Origin of the sequence: Chitinophaga sp. (assembly GCF_039596135.1) — a bacterium.
GTDB lineage: Bacteria > Bacteroidota > Bacteroidia > Chitinophagales > Chitinophagaceae > Chitinophaga.
In genome coordinates this window covers 69,198-95,768 of record NZ_JBCNKH010000022.1, presented here as the reverse complement: position 1 = coordinate 95,768, position 26,571 = coordinate 69,198, and the positions used below count along the sequence as shown (strand labels likewise).

Below are 26,571 nucleotides of genomic sequence, written 5' to 3'. Positions count from 1 at the left end.
CTACACCGGCAATGACACCTTCACTGTTGTAGTAGACGATGGCAAAGGTGGCACTACCACCATCACCGTGACTGTATCTGTAAACCCAGTCAATCACGCACCAGTAGCCACCAGCGGTGAAACCATCACCACTGAACAAGACAAACCAGCTACCAGTGCAGTAACAGCTAACGACCCTGACGGCGATCCACTCACCTTTACCAAAGGTGACGATCCATCTCACGGTTCCGTAGTAGTAAATCCTGACGGTACATACACCTACACACCAGCCCCAGGCTACACCGGCAATGACACCTTCACTGTTGTAGTAGACGATGGCAAAGGTGGCACTACCACCATCACCGTGACTGTATCTGTAAACCCAGTCAATCACGCACCAGTAGCCACCAGCGGTGAAACCATCTCCACTGAACAAGACAAACCAGCTACCGGTGCAGTAACAGCTAACGATCCTGATGGCGATCCACTCACCTTTACCAAAGGTGACGATCCATCTCACGGCTCCGTAGTAGTAAATCCTGACGGTACATACACTTACACACCAGCACCAGGCTATACCGGCGATGACACCTTCACTGTTGTAGTAGACGATGGCAAAGGAGGTACCACTACTGTTACTGTAAATGTGACTGTAACACCTGATACCTCCAACAACCCGGTAGCTGTAAGCGATAGCGTAACCGTAGTCGCGAACACACCACTCGACATCGACGTACTCGCAAACGACAATGCAGGTAATTCGACCTTCGAATCCAGTACAATAACAATTATAGATCAACCTACCCACGGTTCAGTAGTCGTAAACAGCAATGGTATCATCACCTACACACCTGCTACAGGTTACACTGGTGAAGACTCCTTCACCTACACGGTGACCACTGCTGATGGTAAAACCACCAACATCGCTACCGTTAAGATCTCTGCATCATTCTCAGAGATCACCGTACCAACCCTGTTCACACCGAACGGCGATGGTCAGAACGATGTATTCGAAATCAGGGGCCTCCGCCAGTACGCTGAAACTGAACTGATCATCGTAAACCGTTGGGGTAACGAAGTATTCAAACAAAAGAACTACCAGAATACATGGAAAGGAGATGGCTTGAACGAAGGGACTTATTTCTACCTGCTGCGTATCAAACGCACAGCTAGTTCAGGATGGGAAGTGATCAAAGGATACACTACACTGGTAAGGAACTTTAACAATTAATGTGATTAGCGCTGAAAACCATGAAAAAAATATTCTTAATTGCAGGCTTATTATTCGCAGGGTCACTGACACTGAAGGCCCAGCAGGATGCACAGTACAGCCAGTATATGTTTAACGGGATTTACATCAATCCTGCATATGCTGGCTACAAAGAGCAACTGAACGCGCATAGCTTTTATCGCAGTCAGTGGACCGGTATCCGCGGTGCTCCCCGTACCTTCTCAGTAGCCGTAGACGCTGCTGTAGCAAGTGATAACGTTGGTCTGGCCTTCCAGGTCACCAGCGACAAACTCGGCGCTCAGCGTACCCTGGGCGGTTATGGTAGCTACGCCTACCGTATCCGCCTGAATCCTGACGGTAGCTCAAGGCTGGCTTTCGGCGTTAGTTTTGGGATATTGCAAAGGAGCATTAACACTTCGGAACTGCTCACCAATGATCCTGAAACCAATATGCCTACAGGTGTTCAGCGCACCGTGTCGCCAGATGCAAGGGCAGGGGTGTACTTCTCCAATGACCGCTTCTATGCCGGGTTCTCGGTAGATAATATGATTATTAACTACCTGAAAAGCGGTAAGTACAAACTGGTGCCACAATCCAAAATGCACTACTACCTGACTGCAGGTATGCTGGTGCCATTGAACGAAGACTTCCAGTTAAAGCCGTCTTTCCTCCTGAAAGATGACCTGGGTGGGCCGACCAGTTTAGACTTAAATACTTTTATCCTCTATAAAGACATTCTCTGGCTGGGAGGCTCGTATCGTTCCAGGGTGAACCTGTATGATAAGAGTTACTTACAAAGCGCGCTGGCATATAGTAACTCTGTAGTAGCAGCGATTGAACTTTTCCCGGTGCCGAATATGAGGGTGGGGTATGCTTATGATATTACCACTGGTCCGTTAAATGGGTATAGCAGTGGAACACATGAAGTATCAGTAGGGTATACTTTCCCTGGTTTCAAAGCGAGGATGGCTAATCCAAGGGTGTTTTAAAATTAGAATAGCTACAAAAAAAGCCCGTATCAAAAGTAAGATACGGGCTTTTTTAATTCGGGTGCCTGATGGAAGCAGGTCGCCTTTTATTCGATTTTCTGAAGGTTCATTTATTAATGATACATTCTCTTTTTATTGTGGAACCAAGTATTGCTTTAAACAATTCCTCACTTCAACACCATCACCGGCACCTTCGCATTCCTGCATAACGCCTCAGAAATACTCTTATTCGTCAAATAATACAGAAAACTATGTTTCCCCGGCAGTGAAATGATCAACTGAAAATCATTCACATTCGTATACTTTATAATCCCATCAATAATATTCTTCTCATTACTATAATTAATATCATGCTTAAAATTCTGCAGGTAACTATGTAAATGTGCTTCTAAATTCTTAAAATCCTCATCCGGATTCAAATACCTCTCTTTCGCATCCACATTCAACACATGCAACTGCACCTCCTTCGCCATCGCAGAATCTTTCGGATCATTCAGCTTCGCCAGGTTCCCCATCACCCTGTAATCACAAGGCAGCAACACATCCTTCACCGGGCGATAACTATAATGAGAAGGCACCACCAACACCCGCACCGGAGAAATCTTCGCAATACTGATAATATTCCCCGCTATAAAACTATTATTAGACGACTGACAACTATCACTTCCCAGCAGCACCATATCCACCCCTTCCTCCCTGATCGTCTCATTAATCGCCCGCAACAAAGGCGTCTCACTGATCGCCGTCAAAACCGTCACATCCGACCCAAATTTTGCACTGAGCTCATCCGCCATATTATCCAGTTTCTCCGTGCTCTCTTTTCGCTCCTGCCACCTGAAATCCTGGCTCACAGGCGCATATTCCGCAGATACTGCAATGTTGTCAAATACTGTATCATAAAAGGTTTTTAACAAAATAATCCGATTGTATCCAAACCGGTGTGCCCACTCTTTTGCAAAACGAATCGTATTTTCAGTTGTAGCCGTGAAATCAACGGGAATAAGCATCGTTTTCATAATACAAAATTTTGATCATCAATAAAGGCATCAGCCTTATACGTTGTAATAAATTTAAACAAAAAGCGTGCAGCTAAAAATGATTTCAATCCCCAAAACAGCTGTAAACAATCAGTGGAATCTTCTATCTAAATTTACGCTAATTTTAGCCCGTCTCAGCTATTATTTCATAGAAAAAAATAGTTAAACAATGTTTAACTTAACAAACGTTTAAACTGTAGCCCGTCATGAAATTATTCCACTTATTATGCTGCCTGTTGCCCGTTGTCAGCCAGGCCCAGGTAGATACCACTCAGCGCCCGGTTTATCACTTTACTGCTGCCAAAAACTGGATCAATGACCCTAACGGCCTGATATATATTAATGGTCAATATCACCTTTATTACCAGTACAATCCATATGATACTAAATGGGGACATATGAGCTGGGGCCACGCAGTGAGCAAAGACCTGCTACACTGGCACCACCTCCCGGTAGCCATTCCCGAGCTGGTAAAACCAGATACCACTACCTGGATTTTTTCAGGTTCTGCAGTGCTGGACAAAGCCAACACCAGCGGTTTCGGTAAAAACGCCATCGTGGCTATCTACACTGCCGATCAGCCCACACAGCAAAAAGAATCCCAGTTCATCGCCTATAGCAATGACGGCGGCCTGACCTATCACCAATATGCCGGCAACCCGGTCATCGACCTGCATAAAAAGGACTTCCGCGACCCAAATGTCATCTGGCTGGAACAGCAAAAACATTGGCTCATGACAGTCGCTTTACCCAATGAAAAAAAAGTACAGTTTTATAAATCCACTGACCTGAAACATTGGACATTGCTCAGTGAATTTGGGAATCAGGGCGATACCCGCAAGATCTGGGAATGCCCCTCACTGACCCCCATGCATGTGGATGGTGATACCAGGAAAACTAAATGGTTACTGATGGTTTCCTCAGGCAACCAGGACGGGGAAACCGGACTACAGTATTTTACCGGCGATTTTGACGGAAAGGAGTTTAAGAATGATCATGACGCCGCGCATCAGCAGTTTGTTGACTACGGTCCTACATTCTATGCCGCCATCCCTTATAATAACCTGCCCAATGGAAAAAAGACAATGATAGGATGGCTCATGCCTTCCAATCAGCCAGCTTATCCATGGACAGGACAGATGTCTATTCCAAGGGATCTTATTTTAAAAACAACCCCTCAGGGCGTGCGATTATTCCAGCAACCTGCGGATGTGATCAAACTGCCTGCACCTGCATTCAGGAAAGAGGAACTGGTAGTCGGTAATGAACCTTTTATATTGGAGCAGTTTAAAAATAATACGAACTGGATAGATGTCTCTTTCGGAGCAGGTACAGCCGCATCTTATGGGGTAAAACTGCCTCAGGCGACAATCACCTGCCAGGCAGGTGAGCTGGTGGTTGAATGGAAAGATGGAAAGAAAACATTGCCTGTTCCAAAAGGAGAGCTACGATTACAGGTCCTGCAGGATAAATCCTCCGTAGAAGTATTTGTAAATGGAGGGGCGCAGGTGCTTACGTTTTTAATATATCCTCCTAAAGAGGAAAATGAAGTCTCCTTATTTGCAAAGGGAGGTAATATTAAAGTTAAATCATTGAAAGTATGGGAGGTTAAATAATAACTGCAAGAAAAGTGGGTGTCAAAAACAACCCACCCACTTTTCATATTATGATTTCAAATTCTCATTCATCTTCTGCACCAGCTCCAGCGCCGAATCTATCTCCCCCTCATCAATCCCCTGCACCGACTTATCATACAACCCGGCTACCCATCCCTGCAGCATATTCTGCAAGCTCTTTCCCTTCTCCGTCAGAAAAATCAATTTATTCCGCCTGTCATTTTCATCCTCCACTCTTTTTACCAGATCTCTCTTCACCAATCCGTCAATCTGGTAAGTCATACTCGACTTATCCTTCAGCATAATATCCGCAATCTCCTGCTGATTGCTCCCATCCTTTTTATACAAATAGGCAAGAATCTCCAGCAATTCAAACGTGATATCCACGTCTTCTTCCTTAATGCGTACGGAAATATACTGACGTAAGGTATTCCTTACCTCACCCATCGATCTCAGTAATTCCCGCGCTTTTTCTGCGATAGTTTGTGACGACATAAGTCCGGCAAAGATATTGCTTTTTGCTAATGCGCTGCATCCGCCATGCTCATTTTCGCTTTCGACGTCTTGATGAACAGCAATACAAACGGTACACACACTAAAAACATAACACCTACCCACAGGAATACATCCATATAAGACAGCACCGTTGCCTGTTTCATCACCCCCGCATCCAGCAGGGCATATGCCTTACTTTTTGCAGTCGCAATATCAAACCCCTTCGCACGCATACTCCCCGCCATTTGTATTACCCTGTTCTGTACATCCGGATTATTTACATCCAGGTGACTTACCAGCGTGCTTCTGTGCAGATCTGTCTGCCTGGTCACGAAGGTAGAAATCAATGCCACACCAAAGGCGCCGCCCAGTTGTCGCAACATGCCTGAGAATGCAGCACCCTGGCCTATTTCAGGACCTTTCAATGTAGAGAGAGACATGGTGCTCACAGGCACCGACAACAACCCCAGGCCAAACCCTCTTAATATTAATACCCAGAAAAAGTCGTGCGCACTGGTATCGGGGCCAATGATCTTATAAGAAAGCAAACTGTAAATAAAGAAGGCGATCATACCTATTGCAATCAGGTATTTCTGTGGAATACCTTTTTGTATCAGCATGGCGACGACGGGCATCATGACCGCAACAAACAAGGTACTGGGCAATTGCAGCATACCTGATTGTTGTGCCGTCCACCCCAGCAGGGTCTGGGTATACAACGGTATCACGAAGGTGGAACCGAATAATCCAAATCCCATGATAAACGATAGAATCACCCCTATACGAAGGTTCCCGTTTTTCAACACCCGCAATTGAACAATGGGGTATTCATACGTCATCTGTCTCCATATAAAGAAAAACAATCCGAAGATAGCAGTTACAGTCAGCACAATAATTATTTCACTACTGTACCAGTCTTCTTCCTGCCCTTTCTCCAATACATATTGTAAAGACGAAATACCAATCGTCAGGAAGACAATTCCCCACCAGTCAACCTGGCTGGCGCTTCTTTTGGATTCGTACTGCGGACTTCTTACATACTGCAAAGTAAGCAGTGCTGCGATGATGCCGATCGGGATATTGATATAAAAGATGTAAGGCCAGCTATAATTATCAATAATATACCCCCCTAAAGGCGGACCCAGGGTAGGGCCAACAATCACCCCCAGGGTATAAATTGCCTGGGCCGTAGGGCGCTTTTCGGGTGGCCAGCTTTCCGTAATGATGGTCTGCGATGTTACGAGCAGGGCGCCGCCGCCAAGACCTTGCAGGAACCGGAAAATCACCAGCTCCCAGATATTGGTGGAGTTACCACACAAAAAGGAACAGGTAGTGAAAATGATAACGGAAGCAGCGAAATAATTTCTTCGGCCAAATTGTTGGGATAACCAGCTGGTCATAGGCACAATAATAACGTTGGCAAGGGAATAGGCCGTGATGACCCAGCTGACTTCATTGAGGGTGGCGCCAAGGCTACCGCGCATGTCCGGCAATGCAACGTTCACGATGGTGGTGTCAATAATTTCAAGAAGGGCACATACGACAGCGGTAATAGTAATAATCACTCTGCGGGAACCATATTCTACCAGCGAAGGAAGCTGTTGCATGTTTTATGAAGAATTTCCACAAAGGTATAAAATAAATAGTTTAAATTCCAACTATTTGAATTGCCACTATGGAACCTGACAAACAAAAAAGCCGCTGCAGACGCAGCAGCCCTTCTCAAAAAACAATATTTAACTTTATATCACTCTGCTTTCAAACTCTTTACCGGGTTGGCAAATGCCACTTTCAACGTTTGCAACACAATCATCGCAGCAGTAAGCATGCCTAACAAAAGGATGATCATCACCATCGGCAATGCCGTAATCTCCACATGGTATTCGTAATTATTCAACCAGTACCGCATCAGGTAATATGCCACCGGACAAGCCACCACACCCGCCACCAGCATCACCGCCATAAAATCCTTTATAAACAAATTAATAATACTATTCACCGAAGCTCCCAACACCTTCCTGATTCCCATCTCCCTCGTACGCTTTTGCACTGTCAATGATACCAATCCGGTCACGCCTAACAACACGATTATCAAAGCCAGCACCGTCGCCGTATAAGTTGTTTTCTTCAACTGTATCTCCGTCTGGTACATCTTCGCCAAACTATCATCCATAAACTTATATTCAAACGGCGCCCCGGGCATAAGCGTGGCCCACTGCCGGTGTAGCTGTTCCAATGCCTGCGGCACATTCCCTCCTTTCAGCTTGATCGCAAAATATCTGAAAATGTTAAACACCTCCAATGGAAAAAACACCATCGGTTGTATCGACTGCTGCATAGATCCAAAATGAAAATCCTTTGTCACTCCTGCAATCGTATACGTATCCTGCAGCTCTGCAAACTTCACCTGTTTTCCCACCGCATCTGCCGGATCTTTATACCCCAGTGCATTGGCCAGTTTTGTGTTGATCACCATCTTATGATTATCCATCGGCATCCCCGCCCTGGCTATAAACACACCCGCTGCCATGGGCACCTGAAACGTTTCTGCAAAATGTCTATCCGTACTCAACTGAAAAGCAGTAATCGCCGAAGCCGCATCTCCACCCAGTGGAAATATATTTAAACTCCCACCATTATTGCCATCCATAATCTCATACGAAAGACTCACATCCTTTACCACTGGGTTTTCGGCCAACTGCCGCCTGATGCCCTCCATTTTTGCCACACCCGCCGGCGACCAGTCCCTGGGTACCTGCGCACTTACCACAAATTCTTTATTATACCCAATCCCTTTGCTAAAAAAGAACTGCACCTGCTTCGTAACAATAAACGCCCCAATCAACACCACCACTGCCGTAAAAAACTGGAATGCTACCAGCGATTTTCTCAATAATATATTTTCCTTCACTGATTTTAAACTCCCTTTCAAACTGCTCAATGAGGGCAATGCAGACAATACAAAAGCCGGATACAGGCCAGCCGCCAATCCTGTTAGCAGTACAAACAATACCAGGTATCCTGCAAAATAAACAGGAAACTCACTCAGTGCCGGCAATGGTTTGCCCACCAATTGTGTAAAGAGGGGGCCTAATAGCAAATAACAGCCCAATGCCAGCCCGGATGCGAAACAAACAATAATCATTGACTCGATCAAAAACTGCCACACTAACTGATGCTTTTTTCCGCCCATTACCTTTCTCATTCCAATCTCCTTCATCCTTGATCCGGCATGGCTTACTGATATATTGATAAAATTGATCACTGCCATCAGTAATATAAACAACCCAATACCAGACAAGGTAAACAACATCCTTTTCACCAACCCGTTATTCTGTTCCAGGTAATTGTCCCGTAAATTGATCACTTCAGGCGTTACATTCTCATACACATTCGGAGGGGTATTCTCTTGCAATAACTTTGTGATTGGACCCAATAACTGACTGGGTTTGACACCCGGCTGCAATTCCACATACCCTACGATAAACATATTTTTCCAGTTGTCTATCGTTCGCCCAAAGTAGCTGATCGAACTTTCAGGCAAAATAACACCATTCCTGTAGTTCGCTATCAGATCAGTGACCCCGTTATCACGGGTTTCCCTGATGACTGCCGTTAGCATAAATGGTTGCCGCTGCCCCGCCATATTCTCAATCTCCACTGTTTTACCAATGGCATCCACTGTTCCGAAATATTTCTTTGCCACGGACTCCGTCATGATCATGGAGTTTGGAGTTGACAGCGCATTGGCAGCATTGCCTGCCAGTACTTTGAGCCCATACATATCCAGCAGGGTACTGTCACCGATTTGTACATTTTCCTTAAAATCTTTCTGGTCTCCATGTACGGTCAGTGTAAGCCCATCCCATCTGTAATAGTTTTTTACCAGTGCGGGATATTGCTCTTTCAGCGCTTTGGGCAATGCCCCGGAAGTGGAGAGGTCAAACCCCATATTCGGGTCCTTCCACTTGCTCCTGATCACATATTGCCTGTCTGCATTTTTGAGTCCTGTATTCACCTGCAGCTCGTTCCACACATGCGCCATGATCATAAGGGTAAAGGCAATGCCAATGGCAAGCCCTGCAATGTTCAGGATAGTATGAAAGCGGTTTTTCTTCATATTCCGCCAGGCAATCAGGAGGTAGTTCTGGAGCATAAAGATGGATTTGAGTATGCAGGATCAGTCAAAGAAAATGCCGTATATCCGTCTTATTGAAAACGAAGCAATTATACGGCAATAACAACCGGATATGTTCGCTAACGGTACATGAATTGTCCGGAAATGGGCAATTCATCGATTGATTATTAATACTTTTTAACATAAATTGCGGAACTTTTAGGAGAACCAAATTACCTTAATGTGGTTATGAATGAAGAAAGTACAAACAGACCGTAAAAGTGTTGTTATCCCGAATATCATCCATTTTCTTAACCGAATTTTAAACACAGGGGTGCACGAAGCAAACGGTATTGCCCGCAACCGCCAGATCAGAACCGTCAATATAGCGGGGGTTACTGGCGGGACGGTTTCGCTGTCGTTTAGCCTGGTCAATACTTTCGTGGGCAATTACCTGCTTGTACTGATCAACCTCTGTACCATGGCCTGTTTGTACAGTATGGTGTACTTCAACGAAAAGAAGAAGTACGACCTGGGACCAATGATTACCATGCCTGTTTGTGCATTGCAATTGTCTGCCAGTGCCCTGATCTATAACAACAATATGGAGTTGTACCTGCTGCTGGTGGTATGTCTCTCACTGATCCTGCTGAATAATAAATGGGTCATGCTGATACTGGGTATTTTCAGTGCGATTCTGCTGGGTGTCACGCATCGCCTGGCGCCTCATACCGTGATCTACCAGGTGTCCGAAGCAAGGAGGATCCTGAATGCCGTTATCTGGTTGATTATGTTGTTGTTTTGCCTCTATTATTTCCGGTTGCAGATCATGGGTTATACGAAAGAACTGGAGGAGTCTAACCGCCAGCTGAATGTAGCCAACAAGACCCGTGAAAAACTCATTTCAATACTTGCACATGATATGAGTTCGCCGATCAATACGCTCTTTTTCATGCTGGACCTGTTGCAGGAAGATATGTTGTCAGGCAAGGATTTTGCCGACTCATCCCGTTTGCTCATCTTACAGGCAAAAAACCTGCAGGAGAATATGGATGGTCTGTTGCAATGGTGTTATACACAGATGAAAGGTATTGCACCACAGCCGGTACATTTCGACCTGGTGGTACTGATCGAAGAGGTCATCACATTTTTACAACCCCAGTTGCAAAAAAAGCATATCCAGTTACAAAATGATATTGCACAATACACCTGTATCATTAATGCCGATCAGGAGCATGTGCGCCTGATTATCCGTAACCTGCTGAGCAATGCGATTAAGTTTAGTTACCGGGAAGCTACTATTGTTATCAATATGGAAGACAAGGGGAGTGAAGTGATCATTTCGGTGGCAGATTTTGGGGTAGGTATCGCTACTGACATCCAGGAGAAGATTTTTGCAGCGGATAATATTTATTCCACACCTGGTACGAGCAATGAGAAGGGGATAGGGTTGGGGCTTAGTCTTAGCCAGGAGTTTGCACAGAAGAATAATGGTTTTCTTTCGGTGGAGAGTCAGGAGGGGAAAGGGAGTACCTTTCGTTTGCATCTTTACAGATAAAGAAATCAAAGAATAAAGACCAGCTAATACAGATCTGAATTGTGCATGCAGTGCTGTATAGCTGGTCCTTTTATTTTATGCATGTGCTGCCGCTTTCTTTCTGCTGGTAGCACGTTTTGCGGTAGTTCTCCTGGTAGCTGGCTTTTTGGCTGTAGTTTTTCTGGCGGCTGTCGCCTTTTTTGCAGTCGATCTTTTGGCCGTTGTTTTTTTTGCTGTTACTCTTTTAGTTGTTGTTTTTTTAGCAGCAGTCGCCTTTTTAGCAGTAGTTTTTTTACCAGCCGTAGCTCTTTTAGCAGTCGCTTTTTTTGCTGCTGCTTTCTTAGCAGTTGCCTTACCGGTACCCGCTTTCTTCGGCACCTTCGCACCTTCCTTCCTCGCTTCAGACAATCCTATTGCTATCGCTTGTTTTGGATTCGTTACTTTCCTACCGCTCCTGCCGCTCTTCAACTTTCCTTCATGCATTTCATGCATAGTTTTCTCCACTTTTTCTCCGCTTTTTCTTGAATACTTTGCCATGGTGAAAAAATTTAAGGATTAATAAATAACGTGTACCAAAAAACGGACGAATACTATGCCAACAGCCACTCCTACTATATACCAAAGCGTTTATACGCAATTCCACAGGCATTTCTCTCCGATGAGCCTACCAGTACTCAATTTCTTTGAGAGATGTGTCATTTTTTGCACACACTGTTGGAGAATTTTTATATTTTTAGCCCAAACCACACCGTCATAGTGAATCTATCCGCCAACATCCGCCACATCCTGCTTCTGGCCTTATTTTCCAGCGCAGCTGGCGCCCAGGTAAAGTCTCCGGCAGCATATGTCAATCCTTTCATCGGCACTACTAAAAGTGCAGTGCTGACCAAATGGGGCAATGAAGGCGGTTGTTATCCCGGTGCTGTAGCGCCTCACGGCTACTACCAACTAACACCGGAGACGAGGAGGACAGGTGCCCGGGGCTATGATTACCAGGATAGCTCTATTTGCTATTTTACCTGTGTCGGTCATCATAGCGGTTTTCCAGGCGGTGCGGCAGGCAACGTATTCGTTATGCCTGTCAGTGACAATCAATCATTTGACCCGGAGCATTATAGCCGTCGTTTTTCGCACAAGGATGAATACGCGGTGCCCGGATATTACAAAGTACGTTTCAAAGACGATCAGACGGTCGTAGAAGCGACTGCTTCTCCCGATGGTGGTATCTTCCGCTTTACTTTTTCTGACAAGGTAACACCTCAGATTTTTGCCAGCGAAGCGCTCGCTTTCAATACAACTCCTGTTGAACAACGTATCGTAAAAGGAGGTACATTATTTATTTTCAAAAAAGGTACTACCACGATCGAAGCAGCTATCGGAAAAGAACATGCCGCATTTGATGTTGTCAAAGCAGCGACTTACAAACAATGGAACGACCTGCTATCTGTTATAGAAATCAATGATGACAATGAAAAGGGCAAAGCCGTTTTCTATACAGCCCTCTATCATTCACTCTTATTGCCCTGGCTGAATAATGGCCATTATAGCGGTTTCTCGCCATGGGATACTTACCGCACCTTACATCCCTTGCTCAGTTTACTCTATCCTGATTTACAGGCAGCCATGATCCGTTCTATGCTGGATGTTTATCATGCCACCGGTCATTTGCCTACAGAGAGCATGACAGGCAATCATTCCGTACCGGTCATCACCGATGCTTACTTCAAAGGTATTCCTATGGATAAGGACGAAGTGTACAAGGCGATGCAAAAAAGTATCAATGACACTCCTTATCTGCAACCGGATATGCCGGCTTATCACGAGTTAGGCTATGTGCCATTTACATATCCTGAATCCGTAACCCGCACAGTAGAGTATGCCTATGATGACTGGGCGCTGAACGTGTTTGCAAAAGAAGCGATGCATGAAAAAGTCAATGAAGACAGGAGTCTGGCGTTCCGCCAGTTATTGCATATTCCTTCGTTATTCCTGTTGCCGCGTTATAAAAATGAATTCAAACTCAATCCGGGTAATACAGGCTATAAAGAAGGGGACCAATGGGTGTATTCTTTCTTTGTACCGCAGCATCCCCGTGAGCTGATCAATATGATGGGCGGAGATGAATTGTTTGCTCTTCGCCTGGATACGGCTTTAGAAAAGCAACATATCATCTTTGACAATGAAACCGTTTTCCATGTTCCGTATCTTTTTAATGATGCCAACAGGCCGGACCTGACGCAGTTATGGGTGCGGAAGATCATGCAGGACCGATTTTCAGATACACCCGGTGGATTGCCTGGAAATGATGACCTGGGTTCCACTTCCAGCTGGTATATCTTTAGCGCGATGGGTCTGTACCCGGTTGCACCCGGTAAGCCGGTGTATGCACTGGGTATTCCCGCTTTCCGGGAAATGAAAATTCACCTGAAAGATGGGAAGGTGCTGACCATAAAAAGCAATGATACCCATTCTCCTTATGTACAACAGGTACGCCTGAATGGGGTGGAGTACAGGGGACTGAATATGGCGCATGAGTTTATTAAAAGGGGAGGAACTCTGGAGTTTGAAACAGGTACTGTACCGGTGGTGAGTCGGGAAAATGTAAATCGCACTGTTATCAGGCTCACGGAAATTAGTATGGACTCGGTGGCTACGCCTGATCAGCCTTTCCCGGTTGGGTTTACATTGATTAATAATGGGGATGCGGGTGTATTTAGGGTGAATGTGACCCTGAATGGTAAATTATATGGGTTTAAGAATTGCCTGATCGGCAAGGGAGCGAGGTTGCGTGATTCCATCCAGGTTTACCTGTACAAGGCAGGGGAGAATGGATTGCAGTTGAATGACCTGACAGAAAGGAAAGTACAGGTCAGGGCACCGTTGATGAATGTAGGGCCTGTTGTTTCGGAGGTGGTATTTAAACCTTTGATTAAGAAGGATAGTATACAGCATATTGCTTTTGCTGTGATGAATAAGGAGGGCGGAAAGAGATCGGTTATGGTTCCTGTGAATCTGAATGGCAAGGTTTTTTATACTGCAAAACTGGCTTTAGAGCCGGGGGAGAGAAAGGTGGTGAGCTGCCAGGTAAAAGCGGATGTGGTTGGATGGCAGACGGTGAGTATTGGTGGTATGAGTGGGCGGTTTAAGGTGTATAAGGAGCCGATGGAGTCCTTGCTATTATCGTTGGAAGGGACGAAGGATGTGTCAGGGTTTGGGAATGATGGTCAGGTAATTACAACTGAAAATTCAAAGGAGGTATCTGTTAATGGTCAAATGATTACAGCAGAAAAGTCACAGAACGTGTCTGTTAATGATCAGCGCATTTCACCGGAAAAGTCACAGCATGTATCTGCCGCTGGAAATAGTCACATGATCCCCCCCGATAATTCCTCAAAGGCTTCCAGTCATCTCTTCGGACCGGATTATTACATCGAAATCCCTAACGCCCGTAGCCTCGACGAACTAGGCACCACCCTTACCATGATGGCCTGGATCTACCCGACCGAACAAACCCCTGGTCTCGTTGACGTATTTTCCAAAGGTGACACCCACGTCCTGCAGATTACCGACGGCCGAATGTTAAGTTTTTTCGCCGGGGGTTGGGGCAGGGGAGATATTACCGTACCTTTACCGGAACATTGGCTGAACCACTGGCATCATATTGCCGGAGTATGTGATAAACAGGGACTTAAGTTATATATTGACGGCGCCTTGAAAGGGGTGACAAAACTGGATACACCAGTTAACCTGTCCGTAGGAAATAAATGGACGTTGGGACGTAATGAAGAATTTCCCGGAACCCGTATTTTCAAAGGCTATATTCAACAACCAAAAATTTATTCAGATCCTATTGAAATAACTGATTGTAAATGTATTGGGGATGTTCCTGTGCGATAAACTAAAAACTTTACTCAGATCCTATTGAAATAACTAATTCATAAAGCTATTGGGAAAATTCCCGTGTGATAAACTAAAAACATTTTCAGGATCCTATTGATATAACTGATTATAAACGTATTGGGGATATTCCCGTACTATAAACCAAAATTGACACCCTATGCCAAAGGCAAAATTCCTGTTATTGGCAGCTCTTATCACCTGTCTGATAGGGACAGGATGTGGTAGTAGCTGCACGAAAACTACCGCCATTTCCACCGGCGACCTTTCCAGTCACTTCGATGGTAACTGGATCTATGAAAACAAGGAACTGGGCGTATCCTTTAACCTGCCCAATGAATGGTTCCTGCAAACTTCGCTGGGACGAATTCAGTACTACGTACCACTGAGTAAAAATGCGCCTGAAGATATGGTCCGTCAAAAGACCCTGACTCTGGCAGATGCGCAGGCCAATAAAGGCACACTCTTCACCATCCGTGATGTGAAACCCGAAGAAGGCACCGGTGCCGCCATCAGTTTTGCACTCACCGATGTTCAACCTAAAGGAGAAGAGAATGCAGACCTCACCATCGGTTCCCAACACCTAAAAGCTGCTTCTGCCAAGACTTCCAGGGGTACAACTACTTTAACTGTTTATAAAAACTACGGCTGTTTTGACCTGAAGATTTTTGTGGAGTATGCAACGCCGGAACAGTTAGAAAAAATTAAATTACTACTTGCTACAGTAAAATTATAAGCCGGCTGCGGGCCTCGCTTAAATAGCATGCCCTGCTCAAATAAAAAAGCTTTTGCCGAAGGCAAAAGCTTTTTTATTACCAGTATACTCTTCGCAGTAACTCCCTATACTTATGATGTATCTCCTTTGCCACCTCCACTGCATCCCCGCTCGTCACCACCGGATACACTTCCTTCGCATTCACCCACTTCCATTCCCAATCCTCCATCCGCTCCTCAAACCCTTTCAAATCCATTTCCTTCCCCGACTTCAAACATCCGCCCGCATACGCAAAAAATAGTTCCCACCTCGCCCTGTAAAAATTCTTTATCAACCCCGACCATTGCCTTGAACTATACTCATGCAAAGGACTCTTCTTATCTCCCCACAACGTAATCAAATCTCTCGCATTCATTTCATACAGCGCCCTTTCCTGCTGATTCGTTCCCCAACTCTTCGCATCTGCCAGCCATCTCCCCAACAGGAAATCCTTCCTCGTCGCCAGCAAGCGATCCATATCATCCAGCATCACCAAAAACTCCCTGCTATATTTCTTAAAACTCACACTATCCTTCGCTTTATAAGCCTTCGCTACCTGCTGTTGCAAGGTATCAGCATAGTTCGCCAGCACCTGTCTTGTCACATCTACAATATCATACCTGAACCCATCACTCCCTTTCAACACATCCGCCGCTGTAATTAAATGATCCCATGCCGGCAACAAATTTCCCGGTGCATAATTCAGATGCGTCAAAGTGCGGTGTGCCACTGTATCAAATGTAGGTCTGCCAGTCAGAATACTCTCAGGCGTACCTTCTGTCAACCCGCCATCATATACAGTTTTATGCAGGATGGCCCATGCCGCTTCTGCATCTGCATTTTGCCTGCCATAACGGCGCCATGCGTACGCTTTTAACCAGCTATCCAGCTCTATCGGCTGATCATTCCATACATTATCCATCATGAGCGCATACATAGCAGGATTCTGTTCTATCGCTTCCGGTGTACAACCAATACCTACCAGGTTGCCCGCAGTAGAATCGTGCAGGGCATTTGCCGGATCATGAGCTACATGGTCCATCCTGCCATACATTCCAATATTGCCACCAAAGTTCTGCAGCATACACCAGATCCATTGCTTACCATAATAAGCATTCGTCCTGTTCCACACTGGGAAGTTATCACTAAACAAATCCAGTACAATCATCCTGTCATCCGGTGCTGCCGTAAGCAAAGCCCTGATCTGTGCAGGATGCCAGAAGTCTTTCTGGTAATGGAACATCCATCCCTGCATCACCCAGATCGCCTTAGGGTCTGCAGCTACCATAGCCTGGTAAATCTTCTTACTGATCGCATGGAGGTAAGTAGAATCGTTGGTAGGAGGTAGGTTCTCATTAAAAGTATCAGAAGAATAAAAGTGGTCGGTACCAAAAGTCCTGGTCTCTTCTTCAATAAATTCTTTCCCGATCTTTGAGAACATCGGGTCTTCCGGTTCTAAGATATATACATCATCAAAACCCGCATCCCAGTTGGTTTTCTTCACCTTTGCATTTGGGAACTTTGTTTTAAATGCCGGTGGCACATGCCCTGTAAATGCAGGTAGCACAGGCTTCATCCCCAATGATCTTTCTCTTTCGAGGATCTTTTTCTGCAGGTCTTCCTGGTCTTTCATAAACTGCTGTGGCAGCGGACCACCCCATCCATCCAGGTTGCCCATCCAGAACCAGTTAAAGAAACAAGGTCCGCTAAAGAAACTGTTCAGGTCATTATCCGTGAATCCCATTTTCTTGTACACACGGCTCCACACGGAGTTCTGTCCTGTCAGCGCCAGTGGCATATTCACCCCGTTCAGCGCCATCCAGTCAATCTCCCATTGCCAGCGGTCCCAGTTCCACCAGCTTATAGTATAGTTGAACGTGCAATAGTTCAGGTAATAACGATATTGATAAGGCGTTCGTTTATGCACTTTCGTTGGCACTTTCGGCAATGGATTCGGCAGGTCCATATTGGTACCATTCCAGCTGATATCGCAATGCGCATAATTTTTCAGGTAGTAATTGAGCGCACTCGCTATACTCAGGCCATTGCTGCCTCTTATGAGGATGGTATTGCCCTGCGATTCCAGTTCAAACACATCATGCCCCTTTTCCTGCGGGATAAAGCGGGTTTGAAAATGCATGGCCTGTGATCGCATGATTCTTTTCACCAGGTCGTCAATGGCTTGCTTGTCCTGACTTACGGTCGGTACAGCCTGAGCAGCCGGTTTAACTTGCTTGCTCTGACCCACCGTTGGCATAGCCCTAAAGCCAAAAAATAATAACGTAAAAAGCAGGGATGTACGAAAAGATAGTTGCATAGGCAATAAAGATAAAAAAAAATCCCGGCCACATTACTGTAGCCGGGATCTGAATGTATAATTTCGTATTTATTGGTTCGCTGCTTTTTTCTTCTTGGCGTGATCCACGATCGCACCTGTACCCGCACCTACACCTGCACCTATTACAGTACCGATAGCAGCACCTTTCAGGTGATCTTTATTAATGATCGCACCTGTAATGGCACCTGCACCCGCACCTACTACAGCACCTTTAGCGGTATGACTCCAACCTTTCTTTTTGGTAGTAGTTGTAGTAGTAGCTGCAGCCGGACTTTCACTGCCGCTGCTGCCCTGAGACGCCACGGCTTCATGATGCCCATGTGCGGCAGCCTTTGCTTCCTTCACAGAGTCAAGTACCTGTTGCTTAATGGCGTTTACCGTATTTACTGAATCCACAGCCTCTTGTTTGGCTGCTTCGATAGCCGCTTGATCTGCTGAATTGTGACATGCGAATAAGACGGCTGATGTTGCTAAAGCTAGAAATATCTGTTTCATGGTCATACTTTTTTATTCATCTGGAAATAGACCTGTAAAATTGTGCCAGATTAATAGATGAATCCGGTTATAAGCGCGAATTTAAATAATATCGCCATATATAAGCTCCCTGTAAACAGGGATTTTATTGCAAAAAAAATCCCGTCCGCATAAAAAAAGCAAACGGGTCTTTAAATCAATTATTTACAGGCGATTAAGCCGTTAGTGAAAACATAAACCTGTGATTTGCAGCCAGGAACTTCGTCACATCTTCCGCATTCCCTGTAAATGGCCCTGATCCTTCGATCTTTAAGGTCGCCATCGCTGCTGCAAACTCCCCTGCATCCTGCGGATTCGCGTTTTTAGCACGCTGGTACAGGTACCCCGCCATATAAGTATCACCACACCCGGTAGCATCTACCACCGAAGTAGTGGGAATATAAGCCGGAATATCATAGAAAGTCTGGTCTTTGTACACCACAGAGCCGCGGCTGCCCAGGGTAATAATTACCTCTTTCACGCCCCAGGAAGCCAACGTGATAGCACCTTTGCGTACATCGTTTGTGCCTGTCAGCACTTCCATTTCAGATTCATTGGCTTTCAGGATATGCACATACTGAAGGGCTTCTTTCTTTGCCGGCCAGTCAATATGAATCACCTGCTCGTTTTCCACCTTACGCAGGTACCCCTGCACGTCCAGGGAAACGATCCCCTTCTTTGCCAGTTCCCTGATCACAGATACCGGAATATCATCCGCTACCAATGGGCCGAGGTGAAAGAAACGGGCATTCATGCCAGACAGTTGTTCCGCGGTGAACGGATCTGCCAGCTGACTCACACGCTGTGTTCTATGATCCTGATTTTCAGAGTAAATGTTCTCGAAGTAGAGGGTGTTGGCGCTGGGCAGTACTACAATTTCAGTGCCTTTAGCGCTCAGGTCGTCGGCGATGTACATCTCTTTTGAAGCGAGTGCCGTTACCATCACATATTTCACATCCATATTCCGGATGGCACTTGAAAAATAAAACGAGGTGCCACCTGGCATATGTACCACCGAGCGGGTAGTCACTACTTTGTCTAATGTAATATGTCCTATACAGCAAATGTCAAACATGCTTAGTCCGGTTTATAGCGTTGATCCTAATCAAGGTACAAATGTAAATATTACCCCGTCTTTTCCCAAGAATATTCAGGATGCCTGTAACTGCCGGCGAACGGCAGGCGCCACTTTTTTACCGAATAACTCGATGGAGTTCAGCATCTTGTCATGCGGGAGGTCACCTTTAATAATCTGTGCCAGGAAACGGGAGTGGTTAAACAACTTACTTTGATACACAATTTTGTCCACCACTTCCTGTACACTGCCTACAAAAAGAGGTCCTTCCGGGGAGCGCAGGTACTCATACTGCCCCCTGGTAATGGGAGACCAGCCTCTTTCTTCTCCCACACGGTTCATGAGTTTTTCGTAAGTAGGCCAGAACTCGTTGGCAGCCGTGTCTGAGTCTTCAGCAATGTACATCTGGCTATTGATAGCCAGGGGTAAAGTAGCCAGGTTGTGGCCGGCGTCGGCTGCTGACTGGCGGAACAATTTTACGATATCCAGGAACTGTTTCGGCATGCCTCCCAGGATGGCCACGGTCATACCCAGCCCCATTTTACCAGCCCTGGCAGCAGAGGCAGGAGTACCCCCGATAGCGAGCCAGATAGGCAGTTTATCCTGGTAAGGGCGGGGATAAATTCCCCTTTCCCGGATGGGTGCCCGGAATTTGCCTTGCCAGCTGATAATTTCGTTATTATTTATTTTGGTGAGCATATCCAGTTTTTCAACGAACAGCTCATCATAATCATTCAGATGATAGCCAAACAGGGGAAATGACTCAATAAATGAGCCCCTGCCAGCCATAATTTCGGCCCTGCCATTGGAAATGAGATCCAGGGTGGCAAAGTTCTGGAAAGTACGTACCGGATCGGCAGAACTCAATACTGTCACAGAACTGGACAGGCGTATCTTATTGGTAACGGTTGCAATCGCTCCCAGCGCTACCTCCGGTGAAGAGATAATAAAATCAGGCCGGTGGTGTTCCCCAACGGCAAATACATCCAATCCGATTTCGTCTGATAACCTTGCTTCTGCCAGTAATTCCTGCATGCGGGTATGGGCATTTCTGGCCCTGCCTGGTCCATGTTCTGGCGTAACTTCTCCAAAAGTGCTGATTCCAAATTCCATAGTTTGCTCCTTATTTTTCGTGGCGCAAAGATCGGAAAGTTAGGGCTAATGGAAAAAGGACACCTGGTTTCCTTGTAGAAACTACTGGATGAGTATATGGTTATTTCAGATTAAAACTAAGGGGAGCCGATTTACTGTGAAAGATTTTCTTCACATGATTACACAGTTCGGTATAAGTGGCGGGTTTGGTAATAAATAAATGAGCGCCTAGTTTGAGTGCATCATCGATATCCCGCTTCATATCGGAGGTACTCATAATGATGATTTTCGTAAGTGTCAGGCGCAGGATCTTTTTCAATTCTACAAGACATTCCTTCCCATTCATCTTCGGCATGTTCAGGTCAAGGAAAATAAAATCGGGCAAAGCGATCTTTTTTTTACTCAACAGGTCAAGGGCTTCTAAACCGCTGTTACAGCTGTGCATGCGTGATTCGGGCGAAACGTCTGTGATTGCTTCTGTCAAAAAGAACCTGTCATCTGCGTCATCATCAATGATTAAAACTGTCTGCTGCTGTTTCATATGGTTAAAATTTAAAGGTGAGCAGAAGGGTGGTGTATTCAATTCTATATGGTGAAACTAAAATACTTAAAAAATAGCTAAAGGGATGTTAATTATTATTAACTGGAAATAACCAGCTTAGGCATGATTAGTGAGTAGGTATTGATAAATGACACGCATGGACCCTAAAGAATTATTTGTGAATGGTGGGGAGACCGGGCAATTAATGCACATCTGTCAATGGGAAAATAATACCATCGGTTCTCCTGATACATGGCCACCCCATTTACGCACCTGTGTACGGATCATGCTCACTTCGGTGCAGCCTATGTTTATCTGGTGGGGGCCTCAATTTATACATCTGTACAACGATGCATTCATCCCATTTGCGGGCAAAGGGCATCCGTCTATAATGGGGCGCCCGGCAGCCGAAATATGGCCGGATGAATGGACGCGGTTAGCCCCTGTAGCAACAGCTGCGGTAGCTGAAAATGCAGGTTCCTTCATAAAAAGCAGTTTTTTCCTCATGAAAAAAGAAGAGGATGTCGAAGACATTTCCTACGCCTTTTCGTATAGCCCGATTTTGAACCCTGACGATATCGTAGACGGACTGCTGGGGGTGTACAACAATTACCTGAACCCCATTATGGGACATCATGTAGACCGCGAAGTGCCAGTGGTGGAACATCCTGATGATGTGGCGCTGAATACCCGGTTGGGTAAATAACGGGTGCTGCCATGGAAACGATATTGACGGTCAATTGTGGCTCCTCGAGCCTGAAGTTTGCGCTTTATACGGTGACCCTGCCACTGAAACAGGTGCTGTTGGGCAATGTAAAGAATGGGGTTATAGAAATTGATAGGGAGATACATGAGCATGGTGTGGGCACAATGAAGGAGGCAGTGGAGGAGGTGTTGAGTTTGTTGCGTACGCGATTTGAACATTTTAAGGTAGTGATTATCGGCCACCGTATCGTACAGGGAGGTGAGCAACATTTTGAACCCGTGGTATTGGATGATGCGGTATTACAAACTCTGAAAGAACTGGTTCCCCTGGCGCCATTGCACTTGCCGCCATCGCTGGATGTGATATATGCTTTGCAGCGTGCTTTCCCGGCTGCGAAGCAGGTTGGTTGTTTTGATACCGCCTTTCATCAGCATATGCCATTCGAAGCCCGGTATTATCCACTGCCAAGGGCATTATGGAAAGAAGGTGTGATTCACTATGGATTTCATGGATTGTCTTATGAATCCATTATGCAGCAGTTACAACCGTTGTCACCGGGGAATAAGGTCATTGTCGCGCACCTTGGAAATGGCGCCAGTTGTGCCGCTGTACAGGAGGGCAGGAGTGTAGATACCACTATGGGAATGACACCTGCAGGTGGATTGATGATGAGCGCAAGGGCAGGCGACCTGGATCCCGGTGTACTGTTGTACCTGTTAGAAGAGAAAGGAATGACAAGTAGTGAGTTGTCCGCAATGCTGAATAAATCATCGGGCTTAAAAGCAGTGTCGGGAGAAAGTGGCGATGTACAACGATTACTGGAGCTGGAAGATACGCATCCGCAGGCAGCAGAGGCGATTCATATGTTCTGCTATCATGCGCGTAAAACGATTGGCGCACTGGCAGCGGTGCTGGGCGGTGTAGATACATTGGTATTTACAGGAGGCATCGGGGAACATGCCCCGGTAATCAGGAGTCGTATCTGCAAAGGACTTGAATTTTTAGGTATTGTGATAGATGAAAAAGCGAACGTAGAAAAAGCAAATATTATATCAGCCAATGATAGCACGGCGACTGTCCGTGTGATGATAACCAATGAAGAGTTGATGATAGCCCAACACACTCAAACCTTCATATAATATGTTAGAATTACTGCACCGTTACTGGCAAGCGACGAACTATCTGGCGGCCTGCCAGATCTATTTACAGGCTAATCCATTGCTGAAAGAACCATTAAAGGCAGCACATATTAAGCCCAGATTACTGGGGCATTGGGGTACATCGCCCGGCCTGAATTTTATTTATGTACACCTGAACAGGTTGATCCGGCATACACAGGCAAGTATTATTTATATCTGTGGCCCCGGCCATGGTGCACCGGCATTGCTGGCAAACACATACCTGGAAGGTACGTATTCTGAGATCTATCCGCACATTACACAGGATGAGGCCGGGTTGAATTTATTCTTCAGACAGTTCTCCACACCGGGGGGAATACCTAGTCACGTGAGCGCACATACGCCGGGGTCTATCCATGAAGGCGGAGAACTGGGCTATTCACTGGCACATGCATTTGGCGCAGTGTTCGATCACCCTGACCTGATAGCGGCTTGTGTGGTAGGAGATGGAGAGGCGGAGACAGGCCCTTTGGCTGGTAGCTGGAAGTCGATAGAATTTCTGAATCCTACAAGAGATGGAGCGGTATTGCCTATCCTGCACCTGAACGGATATAAAATTTCAGGACCTACGGTGATGGCGAGAATGCCGGATACTGCGTTGTCAGATTTATTTGCAGGGCATGGGTACGAAACGTTGTTTGTAGAAGGAGAAGATCCGATGGAGATGCATACATTGATGGCGGGGGCGTTGGATTTCGCGTATACACAGATCAGGGCTATTCAGCAATCTTCGCGTAAGGCCCGCTGGCCAATGATCGTACTGCGTACACCCAAAGGATGGACGGGGCCTAAAGCGTGGAAAGGTAAAGAAATAGAAGGTACATTCAGAGCACACCAGGTGCCGCTGACAGATGTAAAAAAAGACCCGGAGCAATTAGCTGTATTGGAAGAATGGTTACGGAGTTATCATCCTGAAACGCTGTTTGACGCCCAGGGTAAATTGATTGATTCATTGGCGGCATTACCACCGGAGGGAGAGAAGCGTATGAGTGCCATACCCTATGCAAATGGAGGCAGGTTATTAAGAGATTTGCAATTGCCTGATTTTCGCAGGTATGCATTGCCTGTCGTAAAGCCGGGCGCAGTGACCGCAGAGACAACGGTAGAAGCAGGAAAGTTACTGCGGGATATTTTTTTAGCGAATAAAAACTTCCGGTTATTTTGTCCGGACGAAACGAATTCAAACAGGTTGGGAGCAGTGTTTGAAGTAACGAACCGCATGACGGCAGAGACTATATTACCAAATGATGATCATCTTTCTCCTGATGGAAAAGTGATGGAAGTATTAAGTGAACACCTGTGCCAGGGATGGCTGGAAGGTTATCTGCTCACAGGCAGGCATGGAATTTTTCCCTGTTACGAAGCTTTTGTAACGATCATCGATTCCATGTTCAATCAGCATGCAAAGTGGTTGAAAACATGCAGGGAATTGCCCTGGCGACAGTCGGTAGCGTCGCTGAATTATTTGCTGACGTCACATAGCTGGCGGCAGGATCATAATGGGTATAGTCATCAGGGACCTGGTTTTATAGATACAGTGGTGAATAAGAAGAGCAATGTGATCAGGATTTATTTACCTCCGGATGCGAATTGTTTATTGTCGGTATTGGATCATTGTTTGCGAAGTCGGGATTACGTTAATCTCATAGTAGCAGGTAAGCAACCTGAATTGCAATGGCTGGATATGGATACAGCTATACAGCATTGTACGTACGGTGCTTCAGTGTGGGAGTGGGCGGGGAACAATGATGATGGGGTGCCTGATGTGGTATTGGGTTGTGCGGGAGATGTGCCTACCCTGGAAACGGTAGCGGCAGCGTGGTTGTTGAGAAAGCATTTACCAGCATTAAAAGTAAGGGTGGTAAATGTAGTAGACCTGATGGCATTGTCTCCGAGGGAGAGTCATCCACATGGTATGGAGCCGGAGCGGTTTACATCATTATTTACGGATACCCAGCCGGTGATCTTTGCATTTCACGGGTATGTAAGGATCATACATGATTTGGTGCATGGAAGGCCCGATCCGGTGAGGTTTCATGTGAGAGGGTTTATGGAAGAGGGGACTACGACTACACCGTTTGACATGGTGGTGTTGAATAACATGAGCCGATATCATTTGGCAATGGAGGCGATCAGGCGGGTGGAAGGTTTAGAAGCTGGCGGGGTGGTTGAATTGTTTAAAAGGAAGCTGGCAGAGCATGATGTGTATATAAGGGAGCATTTGGAGGATATGCCGGAAATAACTGACTGGAAATGGAGTGATTAGCTATAGCATAGCTATACTTTTATAAGTACACTATAAGTACATTAAAAGTACATCTCTATATCGATTGGATATTGAGGTGTACTTTTAATGATGTATTAGTACTCATTTAGTGTTAAAGCTTCACTATAGTTTGGGAATGGCATGGATTGGTATTATAAGGCGGCTAGTCTGCCGGCGGGCGGGAAAGTGATAGTGGTGGCGGTGGATTTGCCGGGAAATGAAACGGTGCGGGAGGTGAGATTGGAATAAATAGTTGATTGGCTACTTAATTTTATAAATATGAATTTTCTTTTATTAGTTTTGAGTCTTTAACAAAACTCACTGTAGTAGCCAAATCTATGAAAACCAATGCCCTTCTCATTCTTTCCCTCACCCTGCTTTTCGCCTGCAGTAAGAAAGATGACACAACAACCAGTACTTCCAACGGCAAAAAGGGTGCTTGCTTCAGCACCTATACCACCGATGGTACCTGGAACGGAAACATTGTAAAACTGAAAGCCAACTGGTTCTACACCTGGGGTACAGATGCTCCCCTGGATGTGGCACCACAAAACGCAGAATTTGTCACCATGTTCTGGGGCGCCGGCAACGTCACAGACGCAAACATCGCCTATGTCAACAACCTGAAGGCTCAGGGAAAAGTAAAGTACATTCTTGGTTTCAACGAACCGGATCTTTCCGACCAATCCAATATGACAGTGGCAAAAGCCCTGGAACTCTGGCCCAAACTGGAAAGCATCGGTTTACCTTTAGGTAGTCCCGCAGCTGCATGGCCTACACAACAATGGATATACGATTTCCTCGACTCCTGTATTGCAAGGAACTATCGTGTAGATTTTATTTGTGTACACATGTATGTAGGATTGGATGATACACACTTTGTATCGGTATTATCTGACTTGTACAACAAATATCATAAGCCAATCTGGATCACAGAGTTTGCAACAGTAGATAACAATACAGGTACTGTAGAAGGAAATATGTACACACCAGACCAGGTATTGGGTTTTATGCAGCGCTTATTACCTAAACTGGATTCATTGCCCTATGTACAGCGATATTCCTGGTTCTCCAGTTCACCGACGAGTGCAAGGTTATGGCCGTCTTCATTGATAGATGCCAGTGGAAATCTGACTACATTGGGGAAATGGTATGCGGAGCACGAATCGAATAATAGTATTAAAGCAGCACAATAGTATATTTTCAGATA

General features: G+C 45.7%; 20 protein-coding genes. 10 read left to right on the top strand and 10 right to left on the bottom strand.

The window, feature by feature from the left end:
* Nucleotides 1-1,210, top strand: a 1,210-nt coding sequence (locus ABDW16_RS15090) for an Ig-like domain-containing protein (RefSeq protein WP_343670785.1), incomplete at its 5' end; no start/stop codon positions are given.
* 20 nt (nucleotides 1,211-1,230) lie between these two features.
* Entirely contained in the window at nucleotides 1,231-2,199 is a 969-nt protein-coding gene (locus ABDW16_RS15085; protein ID WP_343670783.1) for a type IX secretion system membrane protein PorP/SprF, read from the top strand.
* Between the two features lie 167 nt (nucleotides 2,200-2,366).
* Here ABDW16_RS15085 and ABDW16_RS15080 read toward each other — a convergent pair whose 3' ends face one another.
* The gene (locus ABDW16_RS15080) at nucleotides 2,367-3,215 is read right to left on the bottom strand and encodes a universal stress protein (RefSeq protein ID WP_343670782.1); all 849 of its coding nucleotides are present in this window, start codon (nucleotides 3,213-3,215) and stop codon (nucleotides 2,367-2,369) included.
* A gap of 227 nt (nucleotides 3,216-3,442) precedes the next feature.
* On the opposite strand from ABDW16_RS15080, the gene ABDW16_RS15075 reads away from it, so the two are divergent.
* Nucleotides 3,443-4,852 (top strand): glycoside hydrolase family 32 protein, encoded by a 1,410-nt coding sequence (locus ABDW16_RS15075; protein ID WP_343670780.1) that lies wholly within the window; start codon nucleotides 3,443-3,445, stop codon nucleotides 4,850-4,852.
* 48 nt (nucleotides 4,853-4,900) lie between these two features.
* Here the strand turns inward: ABDW16_RS15075 and ABDW16_RS15070 are convergent, their stop codons facing one another.
* The 3 genes from ABDW16_RS15070 to ABDW16_RS15060 all read right to left on the bottom strand — a co-directional run bounded on the left by ABDW16_RS15070 (nucleotide 4,901) and on the right by ABDW16_RS15060 (nucleotide 9,503).
* Nucleotides 4,901-5,347 (bottom strand): MarR family transcriptional regulator, encoded by a 447-nt coding sequence (locus ABDW16_RS15070; protein ID WP_343670779.1) that lies wholly within the window; start codon nucleotides 5,345-5,347, stop codon nucleotides 4,901-4,903.
* Between the two features lie 26 nt (nucleotides 5,348-5,373).
* The gene (locus ABDW16_RS15065) at nucleotides 5,374-6,954 is read right to left on the bottom strand and encodes a DHA2 family efflux MFS transporter permease subunit (RefSeq protein WP_343670777.1); all 1,581 of its coding nucleotides are present in this window, start codon (nucleotides 6,952-6,954) and stop codon (nucleotides 5,374-5,376) included.
* Between the two features lie 140 nt (nucleotides 6,955-7,094).
* On the bottom strand, nucleotides 7,095-9,503 hold the full coding sequence (locus ABDW16_RS15060) for an ABC transporter permease (protein WP_343670775.1): 2,409 nt from the start codon (nucleotides 9,501-9,503) through the stop codon (nucleotides 7,095-7,097).
* Between the two features lie 214 nt (nucleotides 9,504-9,717).
* Between ABDW16_RS15060 and ABDW16_RS15055 the strand changes: the two genes are divergently transcribed.
* Entirely contained in the window at nucleotides 9,718-11,022 is a 1,305-nt protein-coding gene (locus ABDW16_RS15055; RefSeq protein ID WP_343670773.1) for a HAMP domain-containing sensor histidine kinase, read from the top strand.
* Nucleotides 11,023-11,097: 75 nt separating this feature from the next.
* Here the strand turns inward: ABDW16_RS15055 and ABDW16_RS15050 are convergent, their stop codons facing one another.
* Nucleotides 11,098-11,538, bottom strand: coding sequence for a DUF6496 domain-containing protein (locus ABDW16_RS15050; protein ID WP_343670772.1), 441 nt, complete (start codon nucleotides 11,536-11,538; stop codon nucleotides 11,098-11,100).
* Nucleotides 11,539-11,757: 219 nt separating this feature from the next.
* Between ABDW16_RS15050 and ABDW16_RS15045 the strand changes: the two genes are divergently transcribed.
* The gene (locus ABDW16_RS15045) at nucleotides 11,758-14,898 is read left to right on the top strand and encodes a GH92 family glycosyl hydrolase (protein WP_343670771.1); all 3,141 of its coding nucleotides are present in this window, start codon (nucleotides 11,758-11,760) and stop codon (nucleotides 14,896-14,898) included.
* 160 nt (nucleotides 14,899-15,058) lie between these two features.
* Nucleotides 15,059-15,634: a hypothetical protein gene (locus ABDW16_RS15040; protein ID WP_343670769.1), complete on the top strand. Its 576-nt coding sequence runs from the start codon at nucleotides 15,059-15,061 to the stop codon at nucleotides 15,632-15,634.
* A gap of 76 nt (nucleotides 15,635-15,710) precedes the next feature.
* On the opposite strand, the gene ABDW16_RS15035 is transcribed toward ABDW16_RS15040, so the two are convergent.
* The 5 genes from ABDW16_RS15035 to ABDW16_RS15015 form a co-directional block, all read right to left on the bottom strand.
* The gene (locus ABDW16_RS15035) at nucleotides 15,711-17,969 is read right to left on the bottom strand and encodes an alpha-N-acetylglucosaminidase (protein WP_343670768.1); all 2,259 of its coding nucleotides are present in this window, start codon (nucleotides 17,967-17,969) and stop codon (nucleotides 15,711-15,713) included.
* Nucleotides 17,970-18,038: 69 nt separating this feature from the next.
* Nucleotides 18,039-18,485: a hypothetical protein gene (locus tag ABDW16_RS15030; protein WP_343670767.1), complete on the bottom strand. Its 447-nt coding sequence runs from the start codon at nucleotides 18,483-18,485 to the stop codon at nucleotides 18,039-18,041.
* A gap of 193 nt (nucleotides 18,486-18,678) precedes the next feature.
* The gene (locus ABDW16_RS15025) at nucleotides 18,679-19,578 is read right to left on the bottom strand and encodes a PfkB family carbohydrate kinase (protein ID WP_343670765.1); all 900 of its coding nucleotides are present in this window, start codon (nucleotides 19,576-19,578) and stop codon (nucleotides 18,679-18,681) included.
* A 75-nt stretch (nucleotides 19,579-19,653) separates the two neighbouring features.
* Nucleotides 19,654-20,691 carry an Atu2307/SP_0267 family LLM class monooxygenase gene (locus ABDW16_RS15020; RefSeq protein ID WP_343670763.1) on the bottom strand — a complete coding sequence of 346 codons (1,038 nt, stop codon included), beginning with the start codon at nucleotides 20,689-20,691 and terminating at the stop codon, nucleotides 19,654-19,656.
* 100 nt (nucleotides 20,692-20,791) lie between these two features.
* Nucleotides 20,792-21,211, bottom strand: coding sequence for a response regulator (locus tag ABDW16_RS15015; protein ID WP_343670762.1), 420 nt, complete (start codon nucleotides 21,209-21,211; stop codon nucleotides 20,792-20,794).
* Between the two features lie 157 nt (nucleotides 21,212-21,368).
* On the opposite strand from ABDW16_RS15015, the gene ABDW16_RS15010 reads away from it, so the two are divergent.
* The 4 genes from ABDW16_RS15010 to ABDW16_RS14995 all read left to right on the top strand — a co-directional run bounded on the left by ABDW16_RS15010 (nucleotide 21,369) and on the right by ABDW16_RS14995 (nucleotide 26,557).
* The gene (locus tag ABDW16_RS15010; RefSeq protein WP_343670760.1) at nucleotides 21,369-21,917 is read left to right on the top strand and encodes a hypothetical protein; all 549 of its coding nucleotides are present in this window, start codon (nucleotides 21,369-21,371) and stop codon (nucleotides 21,915-21,917) included.
* 11 nt (nucleotides 21,918-21,928) lie between these two features.
* A complete protein-coding gene (locus ABDW16_RS15005; RefSeq protein WP_343670759.1) occupies nucleotides 21,929-23,056 on the top strand; it encodes an acetate/propionate family kinase in 1,128 nt (375 codons plus the stop codon).
* 1 nt (nucleotide 23,057) lies between these two features.
* Entirely contained in the window at nucleotides 23,058-25,361 is a 2,304-nt protein-coding gene (locus ABDW16_RS15000; protein WP_343670757.1) for a phosphoketolase family protein, read from the top strand.
* Between the two features lie 338 nt (nucleotides 25,362-25,699).
* Nucleotides 25,700-26,557 carry a glycosyl hydrolase gene (locus ABDW16_RS14995; RefSeq protein WP_343670755.1) on the top strand — a complete coding sequence of 286 codons (858 nt, stop codon included), beginning with the start codon at nucleotides 25,700-25,702 and terminating at the stop codon, nucleotides 26,555-26,557.
* Nucleotides 26,558-26,571: the final 14 nt, after the last annotated feature.